The organism is Ruegeria sp. YTSA226 (assembly GCF_059609905.1).
On sequence record NZ_JBXWMQ010000010.1, the window covers coordinates 13,634 to 39,012 of the forward strand.

The following is a 25,379-nucleotide window of genomic DNA, read 5'->3' on the forward strand; positions in this document are numbered from 1 at the left end:
AGTCTTAGGGTGTTGGTTTTTATAAGAAAGTGGAATGTCGTGGGGTATGGTGGTGTAAGGTCTAAATGCATCTCCTGGGCACCAAACTCCAAACATCTCCCTACTTTTCAAGCGATTGCGCTCGTGCGTTTTTCCGTTTCTTGCCTGCGCCTAAGCGCTGCAATAGGTTTAAATCGCGCGCTGAATTCCAGCGTCCAGACAAGATCGAACCGGGACCCTAAAGCCAATCCCGCAAAATCGGGATCAACGGCACATCTGCCGCAGGCATCGGGTAACTGCGCAGATCATTCGCACGCACCCATTTCAGCGCCTGTCCTTCCTTCGATTGTGGAATGCCCTCCCATTTGCGGCAGGCAAACAGCGGCATCAGCAGGTGAAAATCATCATAGCTGTGGCTGGCGAAGGTCAGCGGCGCAAGGCAGGAGGACCATGTGTTGATACCCAGTTCTTCGTACAGTTCGCGGATCAGGGCGACCTCGGGCGTTTCGCCGGGTTCGATCTTGCCGCCGGGAAACTCCCACAGGCCCGCCATGGATTTACCTTCGGGGCGCTGCGCCAGCAGCACCCGGCCCTCAATGTCTATCAGGGCGACCGCAGAAACCAGAACTGTTTTCACGACCGGTAATCCGCGTTGATCTCGATATAGCCATGGGTCAGGTCGCAGGTCCAAACGGTGGATTTACCCGCGCCCAGCCCCAGATCGACGCCGATTACAAGGTCCTGAGCTTTCATGTATTCGGCGGCGTCTTCCTCGCGGTAATCGGGACTGACCCAACCTTTTTCGGCCACAAGGATGTCTCCGAAAGAAATGCTCAGCAGGTCACGGTCGGCAGCTGCACCCGATTTTCCGATGGCCATGACGACGCGGCCCCAATTCGGGTCTTCGCCCGCAATGGCGGTTTTTATCAGTGGTGAATTGGCAATCGCCAATCCATGCACCTTGGCGTCGGCATCGGTGACAGCCCCGGTCACACGAATTTCTACGAATTTCGTGGCGCCCTCGCCATCGCGTACCACTTGTTGGGCAAGGTCCAGCATCACGGTTTCCAAAGCCTCAGCAAAGGCGGCATTGTCTGTCGCATCCACCCCCGAAGCCCCAGTAGCACACAGCAGCAGGCTGTCCGACGTCGAAGTGTCGCTGTCGACGGTGATGCAGTTGAAAGTGCGGTCGGTTTGCGCACCCAGCATCTGCTGCAACGCGGATTGCTCGACCTGGGCGTCGGTGAAGATATAAACCAGCATCGTCGCCATATCAGGCGCGATCATGCCAGAACCCTTGGAAATCCCCGCAATAGAGACCGTTTTCCCATCAATCTCGACCTGCGCCGAGGCTCCTTTCGGAAAGGTATCCGTGGTCATGATGGCCCGCGCTGCATCTTCGATTGCGTGGCGACTGAGGCCGGATTTCAGGGCCTCAAGCTGCGCCACGATGCGGTCATGCGGCAAGGGTTCACCGATCACACCAGTTGACGAGGTAAAAACCCGTTCGACCGGTACGCCTGTGGTCTTGGACACTGCTTGCGTCACCTCGGCGACCGAGCTTTGGCCATAATGCCCGGTAAATGCATTGGCATTGCCCGAATTCACAAGGATCGCCGCCGGCCCGTCACTTGGCCCGCCGATCTTGTCCTGACAATCCAGCACGGGTGCCGCGCGTGTGGCCGAGCGGGTAAAGACCCCAGCCACTGAAGTGCCTGGATCAAGGACCGCCAGCATCACATCAGTGCGGCCTTGATAGCGTACGCCGGCTTCGACGGTCGCAAAGCGCACACCGTCAATCGCGGGCAATTCGGGAAACGCCGCCGGGGCCAGCGGAGAGACTTTGGTGATCGAGGCCACGGGGTTACTCCTGAATCAAGTCCAACTGACGCACGATGCCCGGGGTCACATCTTCGAGCGCAGGACGTTCGATCTGTGCAGCCTGGGTCAATTCGCCGATACGGGCCTGAATAGCTTCACTTTGCAGATCCTGTGCCAGCTCGTCGCGTACCGCATCAAGTGCGGGCGCTTCGGATTTGCGCTTGTCATTCAGAATGATCACGTGCCAGCCAAACTGTGTCTGCACCGGGTCCGACACCTGATCCTTCTCAAGCGCGACAACGGCGGTTTCAAACTCGGGAACCATCTGCCCCTTGCCGAACCAACCCAGCACCCCGCCATTCGGGCCGGAAGGACCGGTTGATTTTTCTTTGGCCAGCTCGGCAAAGTCGGCGCCATCATCCAACTGAGCCTTAAGGTCTTTGGCCTCATCCTCGGTCTCGACCAGAATATGGCTGGCATTAAACTCATCTTCGCCTTCAAACTCGGCAAAGCGCGCATCATAGGCGGTCTGAATGGTTTCTGCCGTTACAACTTCGTCGATCAGGGCATTTACGGTCTGAACCGCCAGCAACGACCGCGTCTCGTTCTCGATGGCCAAGGCGTTCAGATTGCTCAGCCCTTCTTGCTCCTGGCCCAGCAACTGCTGCTGAATCAGCTGCTCGATGATGAAATCATACAGAACATCATCTTCGACCTGCTGGTAGTTGGGGGGCAGTGTCGCAACTGTTGCGATCACATGCGCCAGAGTGATTTCTTCACCGTTTACGCGGGCGACCACCGTGCTGGCATCGGGCTTGGTTTCGGCGGCCAATGGCAGCGCCATCACCGTTGCAAGGGCCAGCGATGGCAGAAAAGTGAGGCCTTTGGGCATGGAATCATCCTATTTCTTTGCCACGGCAGGGCGCAGCGTTGACACTCTGGAACCTGCCGCTTACATCGCTTTGAAGCCTTGGACAGGGCCGCCTTTCACCCCCCGTATCTATGGGTTGCGCGCAAGGTGGGCAAGCCTGTCAAAACCAAGACAAGAACAGATCCGCTGGAGTGAACATGCTGGGACTCGGAACGCTCGCCAAAAAGGTGTTCGGAACACCGAACGACCGCAAGATCAAGGCGACCCGCCCCCTGATCGAACAGATCAACGCGCTGGAACCCGAGTTCGAGAATCTGTCGGATGAAGGCCTGATCGCAAAGACCGCCGAGCTGCGCAAACGTGCGCTGGAAGGCGAAAGCCTGGATGATCTGCTGCCCGAGGCGTTTGCAAACGTACGCGAAGGGGCAAAACGCGCGCTGGGCCTGCGTGCCTTTAATGTGCAGTTGATGGGCGGCGCCTTCCTGCATCAAGGCAATATTTCCGAGATGAAAACGGGTGAAGGCAAGACATTGGTTGCGACCCTCCCCGCCTATCTGAACGCGCTGACCGGTAAGGGCGTGCACGTGGTCACGGTGAACGAATACCTGGCCAAGCGCGACTCGGAATGGATGGGCAAGGTGTTTGCCGCCGTGGGCATGACCACCGGTGTCATCTGGTCAGGGCAGCCCGATGCCGAGAAAAAGGCTGCTTATGCCTGTGACGTGACCTATGCCACCAACAATGAGCTGGGTTTTGATTACCTGCGCGATAATATGAAGGCGGAACTGGATCAAATTTACCAGAAACACCACAATTTCGCGATCGTGGATGAGGTCGACTCGATCCTGATTGACGAGGCGCGGACGCCGCTGGTCATTTCCGGGCCCTCCGAGGACCGGTCGGACCTGTATACCGCGATTGATGCGCTAATCCCGTCATTGGGAGAAGATCACTTCACGCTGGACGAAAAGTCCCGGAACGTGACCTTCACGGATGAGGGTAACGAGTTTCTGGAGCAACAGTTGATTGCCAACGGCCTGATCCCAGAAGGCCATTCGCTGTATGATCCTGAAAGCACCACGGTCGTTCACCACGTGAACCAGGGCTTGCGCGCGCATAAGCTGTTTACACGTGACAAAGATTACATCGTGCGGGACGGCAATGTCGTTCTGATTGATGAGTTCACCGGTCGCATGATGCCAGGTCGTCGCCTGTCGGAAGGTCTTCATCAGGCCATCGAAGCCAAGGAAAACGTGCAGATCCAGCCCGAAAACGTAACATTGGCCAGCGTGACGTTCCAAAACTATTTCCGCCTGTATGACAAGCTGGGCGGCATGACCGGCACCGCGCTGACCGAGGCTGAGGAATTTACCGAAATCTACGGTCTGGGCGTTGTCGAAGTACCAACCAACAAACCGATCGCGCGTCTGGATGAGGACGATCAGGTCTTTCGTACCGCAGCCGAAAAATACGGCGCCATGATCGACGAGACAAAGGAAGCCCAGAAAAACGGACAACCGGTCCTTCTGGGCACCACTTCCATCGAAAAGTCCGAATTGCTCAGCCAGATGCTCACCAAAGAGGGTATCCAGCACAATGTTCTGAATGCCCGCCAACACGAGCAAGAGGCGCAGATCGTTGCCGATGCGGGCCGATATGGCGCAGTAACCATCGCCACCAACATGGCCGGTCGCGGTACTGATATTCAGCTGGGCGGCAATGTGGAAATGAAGGTTCTGCAGGCGCTGGAAGAAAACCCCGATGCCGACCCGGCCGAGCTGCGTGCCGCGGAAGAAGCCCGCCATGCTGAAGAAAAAGAAAAGGTCCTGGCTGCCGGTGGGCTGTATGTCATGGCGTCCGAACGGCACGAGAGCCGCCGTATCGACAACCAGCTGCGGGGCCGGTCCGGCCGTCAGGGTGATCCGGGCCGCACCGTGTTTTACCTCAGCCTCGAAGACGACCTAATGCGCATCTTCGGCTCGGAACGGTTGGACAAGGTTCTGACCACGCTGGGCATGAAAGAAGGTGAGGCCATCGTCCACCCCTGGGTGAATAAATCGCTGGAGCGGGCGCAATCCAAGGTCGAAGGTCGCAACTTTGACATGCGCAAGAACGTCCTGAAATTCGACGATGTGATGAACGACCAGCGTAAGGTGGTATTCAGCCAACGGCGCGAAATCATGTCCGCTGACGATCTGTCCGAAATCGTATCAGACATGCGTGAACAGGTGATCGACGATCTGATCGACGAATATATGCCGCCGAAATCCTATGCTGATCAGTGGGATACCGAGGGTCTGCACGAGGCGGTTAAGGACAAGCTGACCATTGACGCCCCGGTTCAGGACTGGGCCGCCGAAGAAGGCGTAGATGACGAGCAGGTGCGCGAACGGCTGATCAACGCCGCTGACGAGATGATGGCGCAAAAAGTGGCCGCGTTCGGCCCCGAGAACATGCGCAACATCGAAAAGCAGGTCTTGCTGAACACGATCGACAGCAAATGGCGCGAACATCTGCTGACGCTGGAACATCTGCGCTCGGTCGTGGGCTTCCGCGGCTATGCCCAGCGCGACCCGCTGAACGAATACAAGAACGAAAGCTTCCAGCTGTTCGAATCCATGCTGGATTCGTTGCGCGAAACCGTGACCCAGCAGCTCTCCCGCGTGCGACCGCTGACCGAAGAGGAACAGCGCGAAATGCTGACCCAGATGCAAGCACAGCAGGCACGGGCGCAGCAGGCGGTAGATCAGGCCACTGGTCACGCCGAAGCGGTGGCCGAGGCCGAAGCCTCGGGTGATGCGCGGCCTGGATTTGTCGAAGACGACCCGGCAACTTGGGGAAACCCGTCGCGCAACGACAAGTGCCCCTGCGGTTCAGGCAAGAAGTTTAAGCATTGCCATGGCCGGTTGACCTAACGTCACCACAATCGAGACACAATGAGTCCGCCTCACGGCCACATATTAGCCGTGATTCAACTGCAGGGTGCGAATCGCTCCTTCAACTGGGGAGGGTGTCTTGTTTGTAATTAAGAACTACGTAACCACTGGCGGCACCGTTGCTTGTGCATTGGCCATTGGCTACCTCATGCAGAACGGAACCCCTGCGCAACCGCGAGGGGAGCGGGCTTCTGTTGATGTGGCATCAGTTACGGATCAGGCTTCAATCATCCCCGGGTTAAGCGAAGTCGTTCTGACCTCATCTGCGCCGGTTCACGGAACAAGCAAAGAGACTAGGTCCGACAGCCGTTTTATCGAATCCAGTCGATCAGAACCTGTCAATTCCGTTGACTGCACCCTCAGTGCGCGCGCTACTGCCGTTCCCGGCGCTGCCGCCCGGCTGGTCGTCAACGCCCCCTGCCACAGTAATGAATCCGTGGAAATTCACCACAGCGGTCTGACAGTCACACAGCGCACCGACGCAGTAGGGCGCATGGACATGACAATCCCGGCCCTGTCAGAATATGCGATCTTTCTGATCTCGTTTGAAGACCAGCATGGAACAGTCGCAACCACCCATATCGCTGACATTGCCAATTACGAACGCATTGCCCTGCAATGGCAGGGTGAAACTGACCTTCAAATTCATGCGCTGGAATTCGGGGCCATCTATGGCGGCAATGGCCATGTCTCGGCCGAGACCCCGACCGAAGGCGCCGGACAGGTAGTGCGTCTGGGCAATACCGGAACCGGGGACATGAAAAACATCGAAATCTATTCGTTCCCTGCTGGTCTTTCCAACCAAAACGGGTCGATAGAAATCACTGTCGAAACCGAGGTGACTTCAGAAAATTGCGGGCGCGACCTGAACATCCAGTCGCTTGAATTGCGGGATGATCGGTTGAGATCAAAAGACAGGACGCTGAGTTTTCCTGAATGCTCTCGCACCGGAGAGTTTCTGGTGTTGAATAATCTCTTCCAAGACCTGACAATCGCCGCAAACTAAATCCGCAGGCAGGCTCGGGCATCTTATGACATTCTTTCGTGTGGCAGCGGCTGCACTGGCTTCCGTTACAATCGCGTCGGGCGCACAGGCGCAAGACATCTCGCTTAGATCGCATGACGGCAAGGTCGAAGTCACCGGTGACCTGCTGGGATTTGACGGCGAGTTCTATCGTGTGGCAACACAATTCGGCACGCTGACAGTTGATGGGTCCGGTGTGACCTGTACCGGACCTGCCTGCCCAAGCCTGACCGATTTTGTGGCTGAAATCCGATTTGCCGGATCTTCGGTCATGGCGGAAAAAGTTCTACCAGCGCTGGTTGTTGGCTTCGCACAGCAGCAAGGGTTGTCGGCGACCCCAAACAGGCTGACCACCAACACATTTTCTTACGAACTGCACCAACCCGGGCGGGCAGCACCGCTGGGTCGGTTCTTCTTTGACGCAGGGAACACTGAGCGCGGATTTAGGGCGCAAGCAGAAAACCAGGCTGATATTGTTCTGGCGTTGCGCGAAATCCGACCCGAAGAGGAGCAAGCCGCACAAGCGGTAGGCCTTGGCGATCTGACCCGCTCCCGCCGGGCCCGCATCATCGCGCTGGACGCTTTGGTACCAATCGTTGCCAACTCGAACCCGTTACAGCAAATCTCGCTTGAGGAATTAACCCGGGTGTTTTCGGGCGAGATTACGAGTTGGGCCGAGTTGGGCGGGCCCGATGCGCCAATTTCACTGCACCTTCCGGAAGCCGGTTCGGGTCTGACCCAGAATGTCGAAGACAGGCTTCTGAGACCCTCCGGCACAGCCCTTTCCGAGGCGGCCATTCGGCATGACCGTAGTACTGATCTGGTGCGTACCGTTGCTGCGGATCCCTTTTCAATAGGTGTCGCAAGCCAAGCCGAAGCCAGCACCGCGCGTGCCCTGCCTTTGACCGGCGGGTGCGGTCATGCGCTGGCGGCTACTCGGCAGTCAATCAAGACCGAAGATTATCCGCTGACCTCACCTATGTTTTTATACCTGCCGGACAGGCGATTGCCGCGTTTTGCACGTCAATTCCTGGCCTACACCCAAGGAATCGAGGCGCAGATGGCAATACGCGAAGCTGGCTTTGTCGATCAAACCCCCGAGACTATGGGTCTTGGGGTGCAAGGGGATCGACTTGCCAATGCTATCGCGTCGGGCGGATCAGAAGTTGGTTTGGAGGAACTTCAGCGGCTGGTCGAGATTTTCAGACCCATGTCCCGCCTGTCATTGTCCTTCCGGTTCGAGCCCGGTTCCTCGCGCCCGGATGCGCAGTCACGGTCCAATATCCGACATCTTGCCCTTCTTTTGGAATCCGGGACCCTCGATGCCCGAAAGCTTAGGTTTGTCGGCTTCAGCGATGGCGAAGGGGCAGCGTCAACCAATGCGCGGATCGCATTGTTGCGGGCAAAAACCGTTCGCAATGCCGTATTGGCCGAGATTGAAACCGCTATCGGGGACAGCGTCGAAATCACGGTCGACGCCTTTGGCGAGGCCATGCCCATGGCCTGCGACGACACGGAATGGGGCCGAAAGGTCAACCGCCGGGTCGAGGTCTGGGTTCAATAGCACTCACAGATAGCCTTCGGACCTGAAGCTCAACTCGTTCGACTTTCCAATGATCAGATGGTCATGCAGCGTCAGGCCCAGTGCCAGGCATGCATCCTGAATTCGGTTGGTCATGTCGATATCCGATTGCGACGGGGTCGGGTCACCTGACGGATGGTTATGTACAAGTATCAACGCCGAGGCATTCAGCTCCAGCGCCCGTTTGGCAACCTCGCGCGGATAGACTGGGACATGATCCACCGTGCCCTTGGCCTGTTCCTCATCAGCGATCAGCACGTTTTTGCGATCCAGATAGAACACACGGAATTGTTCGGTCTCACGATGGGCCATGGTGGTGTGGCAATAGTCCAGCAATGCGTCCCATCCGGAAATCACATGTCGCCACATCACCCGCGCGCGGGCCATGCGATGAGCGCAGGCCTCAAGGATTTTCAGATCAGTGATCACGCTATCCCCGACACCTTTGATTTGGCACAGCCGTTCCTCGGGGGCGGTCAGCACCCGATTGAAATCGCCGAACGTATCCATCAGCGCACGCGCCAGCGGTTTCACATCCTGCCGGGGGATTGAACGGAACAGCACCAACTCCAACAGCTCATAATCCGGCATGGCGGCGGACCCGCCAGACAGGAACCGTTCGCGCAGCCGCTTGCGATGATCTTTGATGTAGGAGGGTAACCGACCCGTCGGCAGCGGCTGCGCGGGGGCTTCGTCTGTATCGAACAGCATTGGGGCTTCGGAAAAGGCGTCCTGTGTCATGCTCTCAGCCTGACGCAGAATCGGTTTCCAGATGGTTAACGCACCTCACCTGCCATGCGGGCAGTGGCGCGGCGGACAACCATATGCAACACGATGGAAAACACTCCCAAGGTCAGCATCGCGGCGAACATCAGATCGGTCTTTGCACGGCCATTGGCCAGCAGCATCAAATATCCCAACCCTTGGGACGAGCCGACCCATTCACCAATCACCGCCCCGATCGGCGCATAGACGGCGGCCAGCCTCATCCCCGACGCCAGCGAGGGCATCGCCGCCGGGATGCGGATATACCACAGCACTGCACGCGGACTGGCCTGCATCGTGTGCGCAAGGTCCAGATAGCCCTGCGGCGTCCGCATCAACCCATCGAAGAAAGACGAGGTGATCGGGAAATAGATGATCAGCACCGCCATCGCGACCTTGGACCACAGACCATAGCCCAGCCAAAGCGTCAGCAACGGGGCCAGCGCAAAAACCGGCAGAGCCTGCGTGAACACCAGCATCGGCTGTACCAGAACTCGCGCCGCCCGCGAATTGGCCAATTGCAGCGCCGTAACCACACCCAGAACCGTCCCAAAGGCCAGTCCAATCACCACCTCAACCGCAGTGATCCAAGTGTGTTCGGCGATCAGCCAACGGTTTTGCCACCAGGTCTCGGCCACCACGGTGGGGCTTGGCAGGATGAACTTAGGCAAGCCGGTCGTCCAGACGATCCCCTGCCAAATGGCAATCGCGAACACGGTGGCTGCAAGGGCTGAGAGATATTTCATGCGACCGCCTCGCGCAGCAAGCGCAACAGCGCACCTTGCGTCTCAAGCGTCTCAAGGTCGTCCACATGGCGCGGGGCAGGTGCATGCGGCGGTTCACAAGGGGTCAGGCCCTGCTGTGTCATCACCATGATGGACTGGCCCAGCCGGGCGGCCTCACCCGGGTCATGTGTCACCAGCAAAACGGTCCGGCCCTGCAACGCCTCGACCGCCAAGTCCTGCATATCGGCCCGAGTGCGGGCATCCAGCGCCGAGAACGGCTCATCCAGCAGAACAATCGGGCGATCCTCCAAGAGCGTGCGGGCTAAAGCGACGCGTTGGCGTTGGCCGCCCGACAGTTCGGCGGGTTTCTTGGTCATATGATCCTGCAATCGCATGCGCTGAATCAGACGGTTGCGCCGCTCCAGATCGACCGACTTGCCCCGAAGCCGCGCACCTAACGAGACATTCTGTGCGACCGTTGCCCAGGGCAGCAGCAGATCATCCTGCGCCATATAGGCCACGCGGTCCTGCATCGGAGCACCATCGCCGGCGGTGATCTGCCCGGTGAACACGGCACCTGTATCAAGCCCGGCAATCAGACGTAGAATTGTGGTTTTACCGACGCCCGATCCGCCCAGCAGGCAAGTCCACTGCCCGGCCCCAAGGGTCAGGGTGAGCGGCGCGAACAGGGTCGCTCCGTCAATCGTGGCCGTGCCTTTGATGCTCAGATCGGGCGCCGGGGTCATGGGGTCAGGCCCATTTGCCAGAAGTTGACTTCTAGCTCGGTTGCCGTGCGGAAGGTCTGGCACAGGCGATCCCAGCGCGGCGAGGCTGCAAAGTCCTCACCAATACGCCGTGTTAGAGCCTGATCGAACAGTTCTCCGACCGCTTCGCACGCGCCTTGGTAGTCGTCACTGGCATAGGTATTGATCCAGTCACGATAGACCTCGGAAGTTGCCTCGGAGGCCAACCGCGTCCCGATTTCGCCATAGCCCATCACACAGGGGGCCAGAGCCGCCAGCAGGTCCAGCAAATCACCGCTATACCCGGCCTCAAGCACAAAGCGTGTATAGGCCAGGTTTTCGGCGCGTTCAGGGGTTGCGAACAGCTCCTCATGGGAAATCCCAGCCGCCTCACAGATACCGATATGCAGCTGCATTTCCTCGGCGACTAACGCATTTACTGTGGCCACAGCCGTCAGCATTTCCGAATGAATCTCGGACTTAACAACCGCCAGTGCCCAGGCGCGGGAAAAATGGATCAGGAACACATAGTCCTGTCGCAGGTAATGCAGGAACGCCGTGCGCGGCAGCGTTCCGTCTTTCATCCCTTCCACAAAGGTGTGGCGAGTGTAATCCCGCCACGGCCCCTGCGCGGCATCCCGCATCAATGCGAAAGCTTTGCCGTAATTGCTCATTGCGCGGTCACATCGATGGCAATGTCGCTGACCGGGTTCAGGCTGTCGATCATGCCGCTGTTCTTCAGGAACTCCTCGAACCGCGCATAGCGACCCGCATCAAACGCCGCCGGACGCAGCGCGAACCGGGGAAGCGTGTCGACCCAGGCACGGGCATTCAGCTCATCCTTCAGCTCGGTCGAGGTGGCCGCGAAGATTTCCCAGCTTTTTTCCGGGTTGTTGACGATATACTGGGTCGCTTTCTCGGTCGCGGCCAAGAAACGGGCGATTTTGTCGGCATCCATCGTATCGGGATTGGCGACATAAATCAGCTCGTCATAGGGTGGGATGCCTTCCTCTTCGATATAGAAACAGCGACCCGCGACACCTTCGATATCCATCTGGTTCAGCTCAAAATTCCGGAACGCCCCGATAACTGCATCCACCTGACCGGTCATCAGCGACGGCGACAGCGAGAAGTTGACGTTGACCATCTCAATCTCATCCAGACCGATATCATGCTGCCCCAGCAGGGTTGTCAGGATCGCCTCTTCGACACCGGCGACCGAGAAACCGATTTTCTTGCCCCGCAGATCGGCCAGCGACTTGATCGGGCCATCATCCAGCACCAGCAGGCAGTTCAGCGGGGTGGCAACCAGCGTGCCGACCCGTTTCAGCGGCAAGCCCTCATGGATTTGCAGATGCAGCTGCGGCTGATAGGATACCGCCAGCTCGGCCTGACCGGCAGCCACCAGGCGCGGCGGCGCGGAGGGGTCCGCGGGCGGAATGATTTCAACCTCAAGCCCCTGGTCGGCGAAATAGCCGTTTTCCTGTGCGACGATAATTGGACCATGGTCAGGGTTTACAAACCAATCCAACAAGACGGTCATCTTATCCTCGGCCCAGGCCGGCGCGGCAGCCAGCAGGGCGATTGCAGCGATCAGTTTTTTCATATCTCGCGGTTCCTTCTGTTCACGAGGTTGAAGCCGCGACAAGAACAATCTCGCCCGGCCAATTCGGTTGAATTCGTTCGGCAGCGCGCCAGGCGCGCAATCCGGTAGCACAGCACAATGCCAGCCTTTTGCCCTTATTAGGGTCTATCTGATTCAGATCATCCGGCGATATTCGTTGCGCATCAGGATGTACCGGGCGCGGGGATTCCTCGGGGCTGCGCAGCTCGATGATCTGATCATCATTGGTCAGCTGCCCGGCCGAGAGAAACCGGAAACAGCTGTTCGGTTCGGGCGCATCGTCAAAGCGGAAGGCCGTGCTGCGGAGTGTCCGACCATCGTACTGAACCATCTGACCCAGCACCGAGGGCGTCAGCCCAAGGATCAGGTTCAGCGCCATCTGTGCCTGCATCGCGCCGACCGTCCCGACGACCGAACCCAGAACACCAGCGGTGGCGCAGCTTGCCCCGCTGTCCGGCGCATCCGGAAACAGCGCCCGCAAAGACGGAGCGCCGCCGCAGAAACCGCCGACATAGCCCGACAGCCCAAGCACCGAGGCGCTGATCAGCGGCTTGCCCTGCGCCAAGCAAGTGTCCGAGAGGATATAGCTGGCCGAATAGCTGTCTGCACAATCCAGGATCACATCCGCCTGAGCAACCAAGTTGCCAGCATTTTCGCTTTTTAGAGCCTGTTTTTTGCCGCTGACGTCTATGTCCCCATTGATCGCCTTGCACCGCACCGCCGCACGCTCGGCCTTGGGGTGTCCGCAATCCGTCTCAGAAAACAAGGTCTGCCGATGCAGGTTGGACAGCTCAACCTGATCCCTATCCAGGATCGTGATCTGCCCGATCCCAGCCCCGGCCAGCAATAGCAGGGCCGGAGCAGCCAACCCGCCTGCCCCTACCACCAACACACGTGCCGAGGACAGGCGCGCCTGCCCTTCGGCCCCAACCTCTGGCAACAGCGTCTGACGAGCATATCGGCTCATCTGGTGACCTCGATCCATTGACTCAAACGCGCCTCGGGGTTGGTATTCAGGGTAATATCGGTCACGACCGAGACGATATCCGCCCCAGCCTGCAGGACACCTGGTGCACGCTCGACGCTCATCCCGCCGATGCCAACCAGTGGAGTATCACCAACGCGCGCTTTCCATTCTGTGACGCGGGGCAGACCCTGCTGCTGCCATTTCATCTTTTTCAGGATGGTGGGATAGACCGGGCCAAGCGCCACATAGTCGGGGTCCATGGCCAGCACGCGCTCTAACTCATCATCATCATGGGTGGACACGCCCAGTTTCAAACCCGCCTTGCGGATGGCAGTCAGATCGGCCTCGTCCAGATCCTCTTGCCCCAAATGCACCCAGTCACAGCCGGCGTCGATGGCCGCCTGCCAATAGTCATTGACCACCAGAACTGTCCCATTTGCGCGGCACAGGTCACGCGACTTGGCAATCTGGTCACGCACCATATCCATGGGCTGGTCCTTGACCCTCAGCTGTACCAACTTGATGCCCAGCGGCAGCATCCGGCGCAGCCAGTCCGAATGATCGAAGATCGGATAAAACCGGTCGAGTGTCATGACAGAAATGCCTTTCCAATAACCGGGGTCGAAGGTTCCGCCATATCGCGCGCCTCGATCGGGTCGGCCTGATGGGCCAGTTGCCCGGCCTCGATCGAGCGGGCCATTGCGCGGGCCATCAAAACGGGGTCCCCGGCGCGGGCCACAGCAGTGTTCAGCAGTACAGCGTCATAACCCAGCTCCATCGCGTGGGCGGCGTGGCTGGGCAGGCCGATGCCCGCGTCAATCACCAAGGGCACATCCGGGAACTCTGCCCGCATCGCCCGCAGGGCATATTCATTGTTCAGCCCCCGCCCTGACCCGATCGGCGCGCCCCATGGCATCAGCACCTCACACCCGGCGGCAAGCAGCCGTTCGCCAACAATCAGATCGTCGGTCGTATAGGGAAAGACCTGAAACCCGTCGCTGGTCAGAATGCGCGCGGCTTCGACCAGCTGGAACACATCCGGCTGCAGGCTGTCGGTATGGCCGATCAGTTCCAGCTTGATCCACTTGGTATCAAAGACCTCACGTGCCATATGGGCGGTGGTCACCGCCTCTTTGACCGTGTGGCATCCGGCGGTGTTGGGCAGCACCAACACGCCCAGATCGCGGATCATCTGCCAGAATGCTTGCCCCGCCCCGGATTCACGGCGAAGCGAGACCGTGGCAACACCCGCCCCGCTTTCGCGAAAGGCCTGCTCCAGAATAGCTGGGCTGGGATATTGCGCCGTGCCCAGCATCAGCGGGTTGGCCAATGTGGTTCCGTAAAAGGGTTTCATCCTCAGCCCCCCTGCATCGGCGCGACGATTTCGATCCGATCCCCTTCAACCAAAGCATGGGCAACACGCAGCCCCGAGGGCACGAAATCTTCGTTCACCGCAGTGGCGACACGGCCCGAGTAGCCGCATTCCATCAGCAATTCCGATAAGGTCTCGGCCCGCACCTCGCGCGGCTCGCCATTAAGCACGATCTTCATCGACCATCTCCGAATGTTTGTGTTCAAGCGCCAGATCGGCAACGCCCTGGGCCAGCGCCGGTGCCAGCAGATACCCGTGGCGGTACAGCCCGTTGGCGTAAATCGTCCTGCCCCGACGCCGGATCCGAGGCAGATTGTCGGGAAAGGCCGGGCGCAGATCGACGCCGATCTCTAGCACCTCGGCCTCGCCAAAAGCGGGGTTCAACGCATAGGCCGCGCTGAGCAGTTCCAACATCGAGCGCGCGGTGATGCGGGTTTTATCCTCGGATTCAATCATCGTCGCGCCCAGCATGTAGATGCCATCGCCACGCGGCACGATGTAAAGCGGCATCCGGGGATGCAACAGGCGCACGGGCCGGGTCAGCGTCACATCAGGGCAGCGGATCACCAGCATCTCACCCTTTACGCCCCGAAGATCAGACAAGGCGTCCCGCGCCTGAAGACCACGGCAGTCAATCGCGTTCTCCAACCCAGTAGGGGCGGGTTCGCGATGAAAGGCAACGCCCCGCGCGATAAGATCGTCGAACACATCCTGCAGCGCCTTGCGTGGGTCTATATGGGCTTCGTCCTTGAAATACAGACCGTTGCCGAAACCATGTAGATCAGGCTCTAATGTGGCTAGTTCCTGCTGATTTACCTCATGATACCCCTGCGTTCGACGACCAAACCGACGCAAATCCGGCAAGTCGCGCGCACCGCAAACGACCAAAGTACCGCGCTGATGAACCTTGGTCCGGGTCGCCCACCAGTCAAAAGCACCCTGCCCCAGGCGCAAGACCGGCTCTTCGGCATTTTCGAACTCGCACCACGGGGCCAGCATTCCCCCGGCCCACCAAGAACAGCCATGCGGACCCGGCAGGCCGGCGGGGTCAAAGACCTGCACCCGTGCGCCGCGATGGGCCAATTCGGACGCAACAGCCAAACCGGCCACGCCTGCCCCTATGACAGACCAGATCCTCACGCTGGCCAGACCCGATGGAAATGATGCACCGGACCATGGCCCCGGCCCACGCACAGCCCATCAGCCTGGGCGATAGCGCCTTGCAAATAAGCATGTGCCTCTGCCACGGAATCCCGCAAGCTCAGACCTTTGGCCAGCCCGGCGGATATGGACGAGGACAAGGTGCATCCGGTCCCATGGGTGTTCTTTGTATTCCGGCGCTGCGCCGTGAATTCATCCACCAAACCCGAGCCGTCGACCAACAGATCATGACATATCTCGCCCTTACCGTGCCCGCCTTTCATCAAAACCGACGCGGCACCCTTTGCGCAAAGGACCAGCCCCTGAGCCACCATTTCATCCGGAGACTGCGCTTCGTTCTGCTCAAGCAGCCGCCCAGCTTCGGGCAAATTGGGTGTCAGGACGGTCGCGCGTGGTATCAGAAGGTCCATAAGGGTCCGGATTGCGTCACCCGCCAGCAATGCATCCCCGGATTTCGCTATCATGACAGGGTCCAAAACTATGGGCCCGGCATAGCCCGACAGGGCATCTGCAACGGTCTCGATAATCTCGGGGGTTGCCAGCATGCCGATCTTGATCGCCCTGACATCCAGATCGTTCAGCACGGCGTCGATTTGCGCGCGGATCACACTCAGAGGAATGCCATGAACGGCTGTCACGGCCAGGGTGTTTTGCGCAGTCACCGCCGTAATAACGCTGGCCCCATAAACGCCCAGCGCAGACATCGCCTTGAGGTCCGCCTGAATTCCGGCCCCGCCTCCGCTGTCGGACCCTGCAATGGTCAAGGCAATAGCTGCCATGTCGTTGCTCCATCTTCTAGGGGCAACAACGGAGGATGGAAAACGTCTGTATTCATAAGACCGTTCCCTCCGCCGGAATTGCCCGGATCAGGTTCGATGGGTTGATGCAGCTGCACCTCTCAGCCTTGCGAACAAGGCACCCCAACGGTTGCGCGGACCATCTCAGGAGCGGCGACAATAATCAAGCGGAGATTTGCGAGGCTCTGCCTCGCGCTCCGAGGTATTTTTAGCCCGATGAAGAGCGGATCACCTGCTTCATCTGGCCCTAAATACCTCGGGGGAGTCGCGGGGGCAGCGCCCCCTTTTTTTGGGAAAAGACTTCAGCCCTTCATCCCGTCCCAGAAGGATTTGACGGAGGAGAAAAAGCTGTTGGATTCCGGGTGATTGTCTTCACCCAGGTCGTCGAACTCGCGCAGCAGCTCTTTCTGGCGGCTGGTGAGGTTTACCGGAGTTTCCACGGCCAGCTCGATGAACATGTCGCCAACACCGCCGCCGCGCAGGGCTGGCATGCCCTTGCCGCGCAGGCGCATCTGGCGACCCGATTGGCTGCCCGCTGGAATCTGCACACGCCCGCGGCCACCGTCGATGGTCGGAACTTCGATCGAACCACCAAGCGCGGCTTTGGCCATGCTGACCGGCACGCGGCAATAGAGGTTCACGCTGTCACGCTCGAACAGCCTGTGATCTGAGACCTCTACAAAGATGTATAGATCACCCGGAGGGCCACCGCGCATTCCAGCCTCGCCTTCACCGGCCAGACGAATGCGCGTGCCGGTTTCGACACCGGCTGGAATGTTAACTGACAAAGCGCGTTCTTTTTCAACACGGCCCGCACCCTGACAGGATTTGCAGGGGTTCTTGACGATTTGACCCAGGCCCGAACAGGTCGGACAGCTGCGTTCTACTGTGAAAAAGCCTTGTTGCGCACGCACCTTGCCCATACCCGAACAGGTCGGACAGGTTGTGGGCTCAACACCGCCTTCAGCCCCAGATCCGTCGCAGGACGAACAGGCAACCGCTGCCGGGACATTGATGGTTTTCTGCTGACCTGAATACGCCTCTTCCAGCGAGACGCGCAGGTTATAGCGCAGATCCGAACCGCGTGCGGCACGACGTCCACCGCCCCCGCCCCGTTGGCCGCCCATGAAATCGCCGAACAGGTCGTCGAACACATCCGAAAATGCGCTGGAAAAGTCGCCCTGACCAAAGCCAGCGCCAGGTCGGCCACCGCCGCCCATGCCATTTTCGAATGCAGCATGACCGAACCTGTCATAAGCCGCCTTGCGTTCAGCATCTTTCAGGACGTCATAGGCCTCGTTCGCTTCTTTGAACTGTGCCTCTGACTCCGGATTGTCCTTGTTGCGGTCGGGATGCAATTCTTTGGCCTTCTTGCGAAAGCCTTTCTTGATCTCGTCCGCTGATGCACCCTTGGATACGCCGAGCACATCGTAATAGTCGCGTTTTGACATCAGTATTTCCTTCTGCCTCAACGTAATCGGGCCGGCCCGGTGACCGGACCGGCCCGAATTGGCCCGGTTACCCGTTAGCTACGCTTGTCGTTGTCCAGATCTTCGAACTCGGCATCGACGATGTCATCCTCGCCCGGTGCAGCATCCGCAGCGGCAGGTTCATCTTCGCCGTCTTCAGCTTGCGCTTTGTAGATGGCTTCACCCAGCTTCATGGCCGCTTCGGTAACGTTCTGGATGCCCGACTTGATCTTGTCGGCATTCTCGGTTTCCAGCTCGTCTTTCAGCGCGGCAATCGCCAGCTCGATGGCTTCGATGGTTGTTGGATCAACCTTGTCGGCATGTTCTTCCATCGACTTTTCTGTCGAGTGGATCAGGCTTTCCGCCTGGTTCTTTGCGTCGACCAGCTCGCGGCGTTCCTTGTCGGCCTCCGCGTTCTCTTCGGCGTCCTTGACCATCTTTTCGATGTCCTCGTCGGACAGGCCGCCCGATGCCTGGATGGTGATCTTCTGCTCTTTGCCAGTGCCTTTGTCCTTGGCCGAAACCGAGACGATGCCGTTGGCGTCAATGTCAAAAGTCACCTCGATCTGCGGCATGCCGCGCGGTGCTGGCGGGATATCTTCGAGGTTGAACTGACCCAGGATCTTGTTGTCCGCAGCCATTTCACGTTCCCCTTGGAAACAGCGAATGGTCACGGCGTTCTGGTTGTCTTCGGCGGTCGAGAAGACCTGAGACTTTTTCGTCGGGATCGTGGTGTTGCGGTCGATCAGTCGGGTGAACACGCCACCCAGCGTTTCGATACCCAGCGACAGCGGTGTCACGTCCAGCAGAACAACGTCTTTGACGTCACCCTGCAGAACACCGGCCTGAATGGCGGCGCCCATGGCAACCACTTCGTCCGGGTTCACACCCTTGTGCGGCTCTTTACCGAAGAACTTGGTGACCTCTTCGATCACTTTCGGCATCCGGGTCATACCGCCGACCAGAACAACCTCGTCAATGTCGCCAGCCGACAGACCTGCGTCTTTCAGCGCGGCCTGGCAGGGTTTCATCGACTTTTTGATCAGGTCCGAAACCAGCGATTCCAGCTTGGCACGGGTCAGTTTCATGACCATGTGCAGCGGCTGACCGTTCGACCCCATCGAGATGAACGGCTGGTTGATTTCGGTCTGCGAAGTCGAGGACAGTTCGATCTTGGCTTTTTCAGCAGCTTCTTTCAGACGCTGCAGGGCCATCTTGTCGGCAGACAGATCGACACCGTGTTCCTTTTTGAACTCATCCGCCAGGTAGTTGACGATGCGCATGTCAAAGTCTTCACCACCCAGGAAGGTGTCGCCATTGGTCGATTTAACCTCGAACAACCCGTCGTCGATTTCCAGAATGGTTACGTCGAAGGTACCGCCACCAAGGTCATAAACCGCGATGGTTTGGGTTTCTTCCTTGTCCAGACCATAGGCCAGAGCGGCAGCTGTCGGTTCGTTGATGATCCGCAGCACTTCCAGGCCGGCGATTTTACCGGCATCTTTGGTCGCCTGACGCTGTGCGTCGTTGAAATAGGCCGGAACGGTGATAACGGCTTGTGTGACTTCCTCACCCAAGTAGCTTTCAGCGGTTTCCTTCATCTTGCCCAGAGTGAAGGCCGAAATCTGGCTTGGGGAGTACTTTTCACCGCGGGCTTCGACCCACGCGTCGCCATTGCCGCCATCAACGATGGCGTATGGTACCATTTTCTTGTCTTTTTCGACTTCGGCATCATCCACACGACGACCGATCAGGCGTTTGACGCCAAAAACCGTGTTGTCAGGGTTGGTGACCGCCTGGCGTTTCGCAGGCTGACCGACCAGTCGCTCATCTTCGGTGAAGGCGACGATCGAGGGCGTGGTCCGCGCCCCTTCGGCGTTTTCGATGACCTTTGGCTGCGAGCCGTCCATGATGGCAACGCACGAGTTGGTGGTGCCGAGGTCAATCCCGATTACTTTTCCCATATGTTCAATCCCTTTCTCTTCAAGGCGATGTCCCGAGGCCCGACCCGTTATGGCATCTGGCCCCGATCTGATTTGCGCAATGGTCCTACACCATCGCGCGTCCCGGCGTATATAAGGACGGGAACAGGGGCCTGCAAGCATTCACAAATGCAGGTTTTCAGGAATCTGCAGCCTTTTTAGCAAGGTTTTGGCAAGGATTGAGGAATCTGGAATGGCGCGGCTGCTTTTACGCGGTTTTGAAATCAGGAAAGCTTACCTTGACGGAGCTGCCCAGGCACAGCTGATCACGCTGTTGCGTCCGATTCTGAAATCAGCACCTTTGTTCCGCCCGACCACCCCTTCGGGCAAGGAAATGTCTGTTCGCATGACCTCGGCCGGGGCGCTGGGTTGGGTCACTGACAAGAACGGGTACAGGTACCAGCCGCACCATCCAAAGGGTATGGAATGGCCCGCCATTCCAGACTGCATTCTGGATATCTGGCGCGATCTTGCCAGCCCCGAACGTGACCCCGACTGTTGCTTGGTCAATTACTATGGCGAAGGGGCGCGAATGGGCCTGCATCAGGATAAGGACGAGGCCGATTTTTCCTGGCCGGTCCTTTCGATCTCATTAGGTGACGACGCGTTGTTCCGCATTGGCAACACGACCCGAGGGGGCAAAACGGAATCGATCTGGCTTGGCTCGGGCGATGTTGTCGTGATGGGTGGACCCGCGCGCCTAACCTATCACGGGGTAGATCGCATTCGTTTCGGGTCTTCAAAACTGTTGCCAAAGGGCGGGCGGATCAACCTGACCTTGCGCGTGGCGGGTTAACGGCGTGCGCTCCAGCTTTGCGACACATGCTGGCGGGTAAAGAAAATTCCAAGCAAGCCGATCAACAACAGAGCCAACCCGACCCAGACAGGATATTCCCAGTTGGTATTGCGCGGATAGTAATTCCGAAAAACGAAACCCCGACACTGGTCGATAATGTGAAACAACGGATTCCAGGCGAACATGGTCAACATGAACCCGCCCAGCGCATTGCCGACGAACATTTTTCCCGAGAACACCATATTCAGGCGCCGGTAAATTGTGCTCATGATCGTGGCAGTGGTCGGAAACCAGGGCTTGATCGCCATGAACACCACGCCGACCGCACAGCCCGTGAACCAGGCCAGCATCAGCATTGCAAAGGCGCCACCGGGCTCCTGAATTTCCAGCGGAGCAACCGATACGCTGTAGACAAACAGGATGATGACGATTGTCAAAACCTGAGTATACAGCGACCCGAAAGCGGCAGCCATAAGCACGACCATCATGTTCATCGGCGAATGCAGCATCATCGGGTTATTACCCGTGTCCAATCCGGAAACCGAACCGACGGCTTTAATGTGCGTCAGAAACAGGAAAACCCCAGACAGCAGATACAGAATGAACTCACCCCGGATTTTGGCAACGCGCGCGCCAAGAAGGGACATGATCACGTAAAACACACTCACCAGCACCAGAACCTGGAAAATATTGATAAGCACCGAAAGCACAGCATTGCTATGTTGAGATCGGACATTCCGGACCACGGCGTGAAACACCAGTTCCGCCGTCGTAAACGCACCGCCTATAAGCGACCGGTTTCGCTTGTAATAAAACACCCGAAGCGTCTTTCCTGTATTATTGCCTGCAATCTGGCACGAAATTCTTGCCGTTCCGTAACCAGCACAGCATAAGGCCGTCAGGTTATTCGATCAACAAATCACAGGAACGGAGCTTTTTTGTGACCTATGACGCCCTCATCCCCGTCATCCGACGTCTGGCCCTGGAAGCGGGCGATACGATCATGGACATCTATAACTCGGATGGGTTTGACGTGAAGGTCAAATCCGATGCCAGCCCCGTGACCGAAGCAGATGAGGCCGCCGATGCGCTGATCTCGGCCGGTCTGCGTGCGGCGTTCCCCAATATCCTGCTGGTGACTGAGGAACAGGCCGCCTCGCATTCTGAAAAAGGCGATACGTTCCTGATCGTTGATCCGCTGGATGGCACCAAAGAGTTCATCAACCGGCGCGGCGATTTCACCGTTAATATCGCGTTGGTCGAAAACGGCACCCCAACGCGTGGCGTGGTTTATGCGCCAGCCCGCGGCCGGATGTTCTATACTTTGGCCGACGGGCAATCGGTCGAGGAAACCGGCGCGCTGGACAAGGATCAACCCGGTGCCGTGACTCCGATTTCGGTCTCTGATCCAGACAATTCCGCGCTTTTGGTCGTGGCCTCGAAGTCACATCGTGACCAGGCGACCGACGATTACATCAACAAATATCAAGTGCAGGACAGCAAAAGCGCGGGCTCGTCGCTGAAGTTCTGCCTGATTGCGACGGGCGAGGCAGATATCTATCCCCGCGTTGGCCGCACGATGGAATGGGATACGGCAGCAGGTCACGCCGTGCTGACAGGTGCGGGCGGCAAAGTTGTCCGGTTCGACAATCATGCGCCGCTGACCTATGGCAAGGACGGCTATGCAAACCCGTTCTTTATCGCCTACGCTCCGGGTGTAGACCTGAAGGAGGCCTGATGTCCGTTCTGATCGCCATTCCCGCCCGCTACGCCTCGACCCGGTATCCGGGCAAACCTCTGGTGCCGCTCACCGGGGCCAGTGGCAATGCAATGACTCTGATCGAGCGGTCATGGCGCGCGGCCAGTTCGGTCTCGGGCGTGGACCGCGTTGTGGTTGCCACCGATGACGACCGCATTCGCGAGGTGGCCGAAGGGTTCGGGGCCGAGGTTGTGATGACCTCGGAAACCTGTGGCAATGGCACCGAACGCTGCGCCGAAGCGCATGATGTGCTGGGCGCAAGCTATGACATCGTGGTGAACCTGCAGGGCGATGCACCGCTGACCCCGCATTGGTTCGTCGAAGATCTGATCACCGGTCTGCGTGCCGCACCCAAGGCTGGGGTGGCCACTCCGGTTCTGCGCTGCGACGGCGATGCGCTCAACAGCCTGCTGAATGACCGCAAACACGGGCGCGTCGGTGGAACAACCGCCGTTTTCGCCGCTGATCACGGCGCGATGTATTTCTCGAAAGAGGTCGTGCCCTTTACTTCACAGGCTTATGCGGGCGGGGAGGAAACGCCGGTGTTTCACCATGTCGGCGTCTATGCCTACCGCCCTGACGCGCTGGCGGCTTATCCGTCCTGGCCTGTCGGTCCATTAGAGCAACTGGAAGGGCTGGAACAGCTGCGTTTCATGGAAAACGGGCGTAAGGTTCTGTGTGTTGAAGTCGAATCCAAAGGCCGCCAGTTCTGGGAACTAAACAATCCGCAGGACGTTCCCAAACTTGAAGAGATGATGGCCGCGATGGGGCTGGACTGAGTGCCGCAGGCTGTCGCACCCTGAAAAACCGGAATAACGGGATCTGATATGACACATATCCTTGTAACCGGCGGTGCCGGATATATCGGATCCCATGCCTGCAAGGCGCTGGCGCTGGCCGGGTACACACCTGTCACCTATGACAACCTGATCACCGGTTGGCAGGACGCGGTCAAATTTGGCCCGTTCGCACAGGGTGATCTGCTGGACCGGGCGCGGTTGGATGAGGTTTTTGCCAAGTATCAGCCCGCTGCCGTGATGCATTTCGCCGCGCTCAGCCAGGTGGGTGAGGCGATGTCCGAACCCGGAAGATATTGGGCGAACAATGTCACCGGTTCGCTGACCCTGATCGAGGCCGCGGTGGCGGCTGGATGTCTGGATTTCGTGTTCTCATCGACCTGCGCCACCTATGGCGAACATGACAATGTGGTGCTGGACGAGAACACGCCACAGCAGCCGCTGAACGCTTACGGCGCCTCCAAACGCGCGATCGAGGATATCCTGCGTGATTTCCAGGCCGCTCACGGGATGAACCATGTGATTTTTCGCTATTTCAACGTGGCTGGCGCCGATCCGGACGGAGAAGTAGGCGAATACCACCGCCCCGAGACCCATCTGGTTCCGCTGATGTTGGATGCGATTGACGGCAAGCGCGACGGGCTGACTGTGTTCGGAACCGACTATGACACGCCCGATGGCACCTGTATCCGCGATTACGTGCATGTCTGCGATCTGGTTGACGCGCATGTTCTGGGGCTGCGATGGCTGGAACAGGGCAAAGACAGTCGCGTTTTCAATCTGGGCACCGGGTCTGGCTTTTCAGTGATGGAGGTGATCGAACAGTCGAAATCCGTCACCAATCGCGCAGTGCCCTATACAATCGGTCCACGCCGCGCCGGAGATTGCACCAAGCTGGTTTCGGGCTCGGACAGGGCCGGGCAAGAACTGGGCTGGTCCCCCAAAAGATCCGTGTTAGAGACGATGATTGCCGATGCCTGGCGCTGGCATCAGAACGGGCATTACGACAGATGAGGGCCGCGTGAGCGATACCCTGCCGCCAATCGGATGGGTGCAACGCTATCGCTTGCGCCTGAAACGCAGGCGGCTGTTGTGGCGATCCTTTCGCAGCCGCCATCAGTTAACCCAACTGGTCGACCGAACCGACCAGATACGCCCAGGTGCGATACTGGTCTTTACCACCCTGCGAAATGAAATCACGCGCCTGCCCTGGTATTTCCATCACTACCGGTCGCTGGGCGTTGATCATTTTCTTATTGTGGACAACGGCAGCGATGATGGCTCGGTCGCATATCTTAAAGATCAACCGGATGTATCCTTGTGGCAAACCGATGCCAGCTATCGCGCCTCACGATACGGGCTGGATTGGCTGACCTGGCTACAGATGCGATTTGGTCACGGCCATTGGACTTTGATGGTGGATGCGGATGAGTTGCTTATCTATCCCGAATGGGACAGCCATCCGCTGCAGGATTTGACCCAACGGCTAGAGGTGCAGGGGCGCGACGCTTTCGGGGCGCTGTTGCTGGACCTCTACCCCAAAGATCAGCTCGGTGCACAGCTCTATGACCCCGGGACCGACCCGACCGAAGTTTTGGGCTGGTTTGATCCAGGCCCGTTGCGCGCCAAACGGCAAACGCCGCTGGGTAACCTTTGGGTTCAAGGCGGCGCACGGGAACGCGTGTTTTTTGCTGACCGGCCCGAGCGGTCACCAACTTTAAACAAAATTCCGCTGGTACGCTGGTCGCGGCACTATGCTTACGTGAACTCCTGCCATTCCGCCCTGCCCCGAGGTTTGAACGCCACATATGACGGACCGGGGAGCAACGACCCTTCAGGCGTGTTACTGCACACAAAGTTCCTGCCCGAGGTGGTCATCAAATCAAGAATCGAGAAAACCCGAGCGCAGCATTTTCACGACCCGGCGGAGTTCGACAGCTATTATGACGGCATAATTAACCGCCCGATCATGTGGGATCCACAATCGGTGGAATATATCGGATGGCGCCAACTGTGTGAGCTTGGCTTGATGGGCAAAACTGACTGGAAAAACAACGTTTCGGACTAACTACTTTTAAATGCGTTGCTTCATTAGATGGTAAAGTGGCATAAAATGGCATTCGCCCGGCTCCACTCTGGCTTGTTCAGGCTCCGGGTATGCTCGCGTATAAACAAAGGTTGGGCAGTCGCGTGAGCCTGTTGGATTCAT

At 58.4% G+C, this 25,379-nt stretch carries 25 protein-coding genes and 1 riboswitch; of the genes, 8 read left to right on the forward strand and 17 right to left on the reverse strand.

Annotated elements, in window-relative coordinates:
• Positions 1-217: 217 nt before the first annotated feature.
• From AC2FFF_RS13365 to AC2FFF_RS13375, 3 genes are read right to left on the reverse strand one after another with little or no spacing between them, the layout of a single operon-like run.
• Positions 218-616, reverse strand: coding sequence for a (deoxy)nucleoside triphosphate pyrophosphohydrolase (locus AC2FFF_RS13365; RefSeq protein WP_142637315.1), 399 nt, complete (start codon positions 614-616; stop codon positions 218-220).
• Positions 613-1,839 carry a bifunctional glutamate N-acetyltransferase/amino-acid acetyltransferase ArgJ gene (gene argJ / locus AC2FFF_RS13370; protein WP_281973415.1) on the reverse strand — a complete coding sequence of 409 codons (1,227 nt, stop codon included), beginning with the start codon at positions 1,837-1,839 and terminating at the stop codon, positions 613-615. The genes AC2FFF_RS13365 and argJ overlap by 4 nt, the downstream gene beginning before the upstream one ends.
• A gap of 4 nt (positions 1,840-1,843) precedes the next feature.
• Positions 1,844-2,692 (reverse strand): peptidylprolyl isomerase, encoded by an 849-nt coding sequence (locus AC2FFF_RS13375; RefSeq protein WP_142637319.1) that lies wholly within the window; start codon positions 2,690-2,692, stop codon positions 1,844-1,846.
• Between the two features lie 176 nt (positions 2,693-2,868).
• On the opposite strand from AC2FFF_RS13375, the gene secA reads away from it, so the two are divergent.
• The 3 genes from secA to AC2FFF_RS13390 all read left to right on the forward strand — a co-directional run bounded on the left by secA (position 2,869) and on the right by AC2FFF_RS13390 (position 8,195).
• A complete protein-coding gene (gene secA / locus AC2FFF_RS13380) occupies positions 2,869-5,586 on the forward strand; it encodes a preprotein translocase subunit SecA (protein WP_496750959.1) in 2,718 nt (905 codons plus the stop codon).
• 100 nt (positions 5,587-5,686) lie between these two features.
• The gene (locus AC2FFF_RS13385; RefSeq protein WP_281973413.1) at positions 5,687-6,613 is read left to right on the forward strand and encodes a hypothetical protein; all 927 of its coding nucleotides are present in this window, start codon (positions 5,687-5,689) and stop codon (positions 6,611-6,613) included.
• A 25-nt stretch (positions 6,614-6,638) separates the two neighbouring features.
• Entirely contained in the window at positions 6,639-8,195 is a 1,557-nt protein-coding gene (locus AC2FFF_RS13390) for a phosphate ABC transporter substrate-binding/OmpA family protein (protein WP_281973412.1), read from the forward strand.
• 3 nt (positions 8,196-8,198) lie between these two features.
• Here the strand turns inward: AC2FFF_RS13390 and radC are convergent, their stop codons facing one another.
• From radC to dnaK, 13 genes are all read right to left on the reverse strand, one after another.
• The gene (gene radC / locus AC2FFF_RS13395) at positions 8,199-8,954 is read right to left on the reverse strand and encodes a RadC family protein (protein WP_142637327.1); all 756 of its coding nucleotides are present in this window, start codon (positions 8,952-8,954) and stop codon (positions 8,199-8,201) included.
• Between the two features lie 35 nt (positions 8,955-8,989).
• Positions 8,990-9,724 carry an ABC transporter permease gene (locus AC2FFF_RS13400; RefSeq protein ID WP_281973411.1) on the reverse strand — a complete coding sequence of 245 codons (735 nt, stop codon included), beginning with the start codon at positions 9,722-9,724 and terminating at the stop codon, positions 8,990-8,992.
• Positions 9,721-10,449 (reverse strand): ABC transporter ATP-binding protein, encoded by a 729-nt coding sequence (locus AC2FFF_RS13405; RefSeq protein ID WP_142637331.1) that lies wholly within the window; start codon positions 10,447-10,449, stop codon positions 9,721-9,723. Before AC2FFF_RS13405 ends, AC2FFF_RS13400 begins: the two co-directional genes overlap by 4 nt.
• A complete protein-coding gene (gene tenA, locus AC2FFF_RS13410) occupies positions 10,446-11,120 on the reverse strand; it encodes a thiaminase II (RefSeq protein ID WP_281973410.1) in 675 nt (224 codons plus the stop codon). Before tenA ends, AC2FFF_RS13405 begins: the two co-directional genes overlap by 4 nt.
• A complete protein-coding gene (locus AC2FFF_RS13415) occupies positions 11,117-12,052 on the reverse strand; it encodes an ABC transporter substrate-binding protein (protein WP_281973409.1) in 936 nt (311 codons plus the stop codon). The genes tenA and AC2FFF_RS13415 overlap by 4 nt, the downstream gene beginning before the upstream one ends.
• 19 nt (positions 12,053-12,071) lie before the next feature.
• Entirely contained in the window at positions 12,072-13,037 is a 966-nt protein-coding gene (locus tag AC2FFF_RS13420; RefSeq protein ID WP_496750953.1) for a ThiF family adenylyltransferase, read from the reverse strand.
• Positions 13,034-13,630, reverse strand: a complete 597-nt coding sequence (locus tag AC2FFF_RS13425; protein ID WP_282027501.1) for a thiamine phosphate synthase — start codon at positions 13,628-13,630, stop codon at positions 13,034-13,036. The genes AC2FFF_RS13420 and AC2FFF_RS13425 overlap by 4 nt, the downstream gene beginning before the upstream one ends.
• Positions 13,627-14,391: a thiazole synthase gene (locus AC2FFF_RS13430; RefSeq protein WP_496882972.1), complete on the reverse strand. Its 765-nt coding sequence runs from the start codon at positions 14,389-14,391 to the stop codon at positions 13,627-13,629. The genes AC2FFF_RS13425 and AC2FFF_RS13430 overlap by 4 nt, the downstream gene beginning before the upstream one ends.
• Before the next feature lie 2 nt (positions 14,392-14,393).
• A complete protein-coding gene (gene thiS, locus AC2FFF_RS13435; RefSeq protein WP_142637341.1) occupies positions 14,394-14,588 on the reverse strand; it encodes a sulfur carrier protein ThiS in 195 nt (64 codons plus the stop codon).
• The gene (locus AC2FFF_RS13440) at positions 14,572-15,549 is read right to left on the reverse strand and encodes an FAD-dependent oxidoreductase (RefSeq protein ID WP_282022161.1); all 978 of its coding nucleotides are present in this window, start codon (positions 15,547-15,549) and stop codon (positions 14,572-14,574) included. The genes thiS and AC2FFF_RS13440 overlap by 17 nt, the downstream gene beginning before the upstream one ends.
• Positions 15,546-16,349, reverse strand: coding sequence for a bifunctional hydroxymethylpyrimidine kinase/phosphomethylpyrimidine kinase (thiD, locus tag AC2FFF_RS13445; RefSeq protein ID WP_496750949.1), 804 nt, complete (start codon positions 16,347-16,349; stop codon positions 15,546-15,548). The genes AC2FFF_RS13440 and thiD overlap by 4 nt, the downstream gene beginning before the upstream one ends.
• A gap of 47 nt (positions 16,350-16,396) precedes the next feature.
• A riboswitch (TPP riboswitch) is annotated at positions 16,397-16,503 on the reverse strand.
• Positions 16,504-16,669: 166 nt separating this feature from the next.
• Complete coding sequence (gene dnaJ, locus AC2FFF_RS13450; protein ID WP_142637347.1) at positions 16,670-17,818, reverse strand: molecular chaperone DnaJ; 1,149 nt, start codon at positions 17,816-17,818, stop codon at positions 16,670-16,672.
• A 74-nt stretch (positions 17,819-17,892) separates the two neighbouring features.
• Entirely contained in the window at positions 17,893-19,800 is a 1,908-nt protein-coding gene (dnaK, locus tag AC2FFF_RS13455) for a molecular chaperone DnaK (RefSeq protein WP_142637349.1), read from the reverse strand.
• A gap of 211 nt (positions 19,801-20,011) precedes the next feature.
• Here dnaK and AC2FFF_RS13460 point away from each other — a divergent pair, with 211 nt between their 5' ends.
• A complete protein-coding gene (locus tag AC2FFF_RS13460; protein WP_142637351.1) occupies positions 20,012-20,614 on the forward strand; it encodes an alpha-ketoglutarate-dependent dioxygenase AlkB family protein in 603 nt (200 codons plus the stop codon).
• Here AC2FFF_RS13460 and AC2FFF_RS13465 read toward each other — a convergent pair.
• Positions 20,611-21,432, reverse strand: coding sequence for an ABC transporter permease (locus AC2FFF_RS13465; RefSeq protein ID WP_142637353.1), 822 nt, complete (start codon positions 21,430-21,432; stop codon positions 20,611-20,613). The two genes, AC2FFF_RS13460 and AC2FFF_RS13465, sit on opposite strands and share 4 nt — an antisense overlap.
• 122 nt (positions 21,433-21,554) lie before the next feature.
• Between AC2FFF_RS13465 and cysQ the strand changes: the two genes are divergently transcribed.
• The 4 genes from cysQ to AC2FFF_RS13485 are packed head-to-tail and all read left to right on the forward strand — an operon-like array spanning position 21,555 to position 25,238.
• The gene (gene cysQ / locus AC2FFF_RS13470; protein ID WP_142637355.1) at positions 21,555-22,352 is read left to right on the forward strand and encodes a 3'(2'),5'-bisphosphate nucleotidase CysQ; all 798 of its coding nucleotides are present in this window, start codon (positions 21,555-21,557) and stop codon (positions 22,350-22,352) included.
• The gene (locus tag AC2FFF_RS13475) at positions 22,352-23,152 is read left to right on the forward strand and encodes a 3-deoxy-manno-octulosonate cytidylyltransferase family protein (protein ID WP_281973403.1); all 801 of its coding nucleotides are present in this window, start codon (positions 22,352-22,354) and stop codon (positions 23,150-23,152) included. The genes cysQ and AC2FFF_RS13475 overlap by 1 nt, the downstream gene beginning before the upstream one ends.
• Before the next feature lie 48 nt (positions 23,153-23,200).
• Positions 23,201-24,184 (forward strand): UDP-glucose 4-epimerase GalE, encoded by a 984-nt coding sequence (gene galE, locus AC2FFF_RS13480; RefSeq protein ID WP_281973402.1) that lies wholly within the window; start codon positions 23,201-23,203, stop codon positions 24,182-24,184.
• A complete protein-coding gene (locus AC2FFF_RS13485) occupies positions 24,144-25,238 on the forward strand; it encodes a glycosyltransferase family 2 protein (RefSeq protein WP_281973401.1) in 1,095 nt (364 codons plus the stop codon). Before galE ends, AC2FFF_RS13485 begins: the two co-directional genes overlap by 41 nt.
• Positions 25,239-25,379 lie beyond the last annotated feature (141 nt).

Coding starts and splice junctions, on each gene's coding strand:
- dnaK (WP_142637349.1), bottom strand. CDS start 19,800: ATGGGAAAAGTAATCGGGATTGACCTCGGCACCACCAACTCGTGCGTT.
- secA (WP_496750959.1), top strand. CDS start 2,869: ATGCTGGGACTCGGAACGCTCGCCAAAAAGGTGTTCGGAACACCGAAC.
- AC2FFF_RS13415 (WP_281973409.1), bottom strand. CDS start 12,052: ATGAAAAAACTGATCGCTGCAATCGCCCTGCTGGCTGCCGCGCCGGCC.
- AC2FFF_RS13485 (WP_281973401.1), top strand. CDS start 24,144: ATGCCTGGCGCTGGCATCAGAACGGGCATTACGACAGATGAGGGCCGC.
- AC2FFF_RS13375 (WP_142637319.1), bottom strand. CDS start 2,692: ATGCCCAAAGGCCTCACTTTTCTGCCATCGCTGGCCCTTGCAACGGTG.
- AC2FFF_RS13425 (WP_282027501.1), bottom strand. CDS start 13,630: ATGACACTCGACCGGTTTTATCCGATCTTCGATCATTCGGACTGGCTG.
- thiD (WP_496750949.1), bottom strand. CDS start 16,349: ATGGCAGCTATTGCCTTGACCATTGCAGGGTCCGACAGCGGAGGCGGG.
- radC (WP_142637327.1), bottom strand. CDS start 8,954: ATGACACAGGACGCCTTTTCCGAAGCCCCAATGCTGTTCGATACAGAC.
- AC2FFF_RS13430 (WP_496882972.1), bottom strand. CDS start 14,391: ATGAAACCCTTTTACGGAACCACATTGGCCAACCCGCTGATGCTGGGC.
- dnaJ (WP_142637347.1), bottom strand. CDS start 17,818: ATGTCAAAACGCGACTATTACGATGTGCTCGGCGTATCCAAGGGTGCA.
- AC2FFF_RS13405 (WP_142637331.1), bottom strand. CDS start 10,449: ATGACCCCGGCGCCCGATCTGAGCATCAAAGGCACGGCCACGATTGAC.
- AC2FFF_RS13420 (WP_496750953.1), bottom strand. CDS start 13,037: ATGAGCCGATATGCTCGTCAGACGCTGTTGCCAGAGGTTGGGGCCGAA.
- thiS (WP_142637341.1), bottom strand. CDS start 14,588: ATGAAGATCGTGCTTAATGGCGAGCCGCGCGAGGTGCGGGCCGAGACC.
- tenA (WP_281973410.1), bottom strand. CDS start 11,120: ATGAGCAATTACGGCAAAGCTTTCGCATTGATGCGGGATGCCGCGCAG.
- AC2FFF_RS13390 (WP_281973412.1), top strand. CDS start 6,639: ATGACATTCTTTCGTGTGGCAGCGGCTGCACTGGCTTCCGTTACAATC.
- galE (WP_281973402.1), top strand. CDS start 23,201: ATGACACATATCCTTGTAACCGGCGGTGCCGGATATATCGGATCCCAT.
- AC2FFF_RS13460 (WP_142637351.1), top strand. CDS start 20,012: ATGGCGCGGCTGCTTTTACGCGGTTTTGAAATCAGGAAAGCTTACCTT.
- AC2FFF_RS13400 (WP_281973411.1), bottom strand. CDS start 9,724: ATGAAATATCTCTCAGCCCTTGCAGCCACCGTGTTCGCGATTGCCATT.
- AC2FFF_RS13475 (WP_281973403.1), top strand. CDS start 22,352: ATGTCCGTTCTGATCGCCATTCCCGCCCGCTACGCCTCGACCCGGTAT.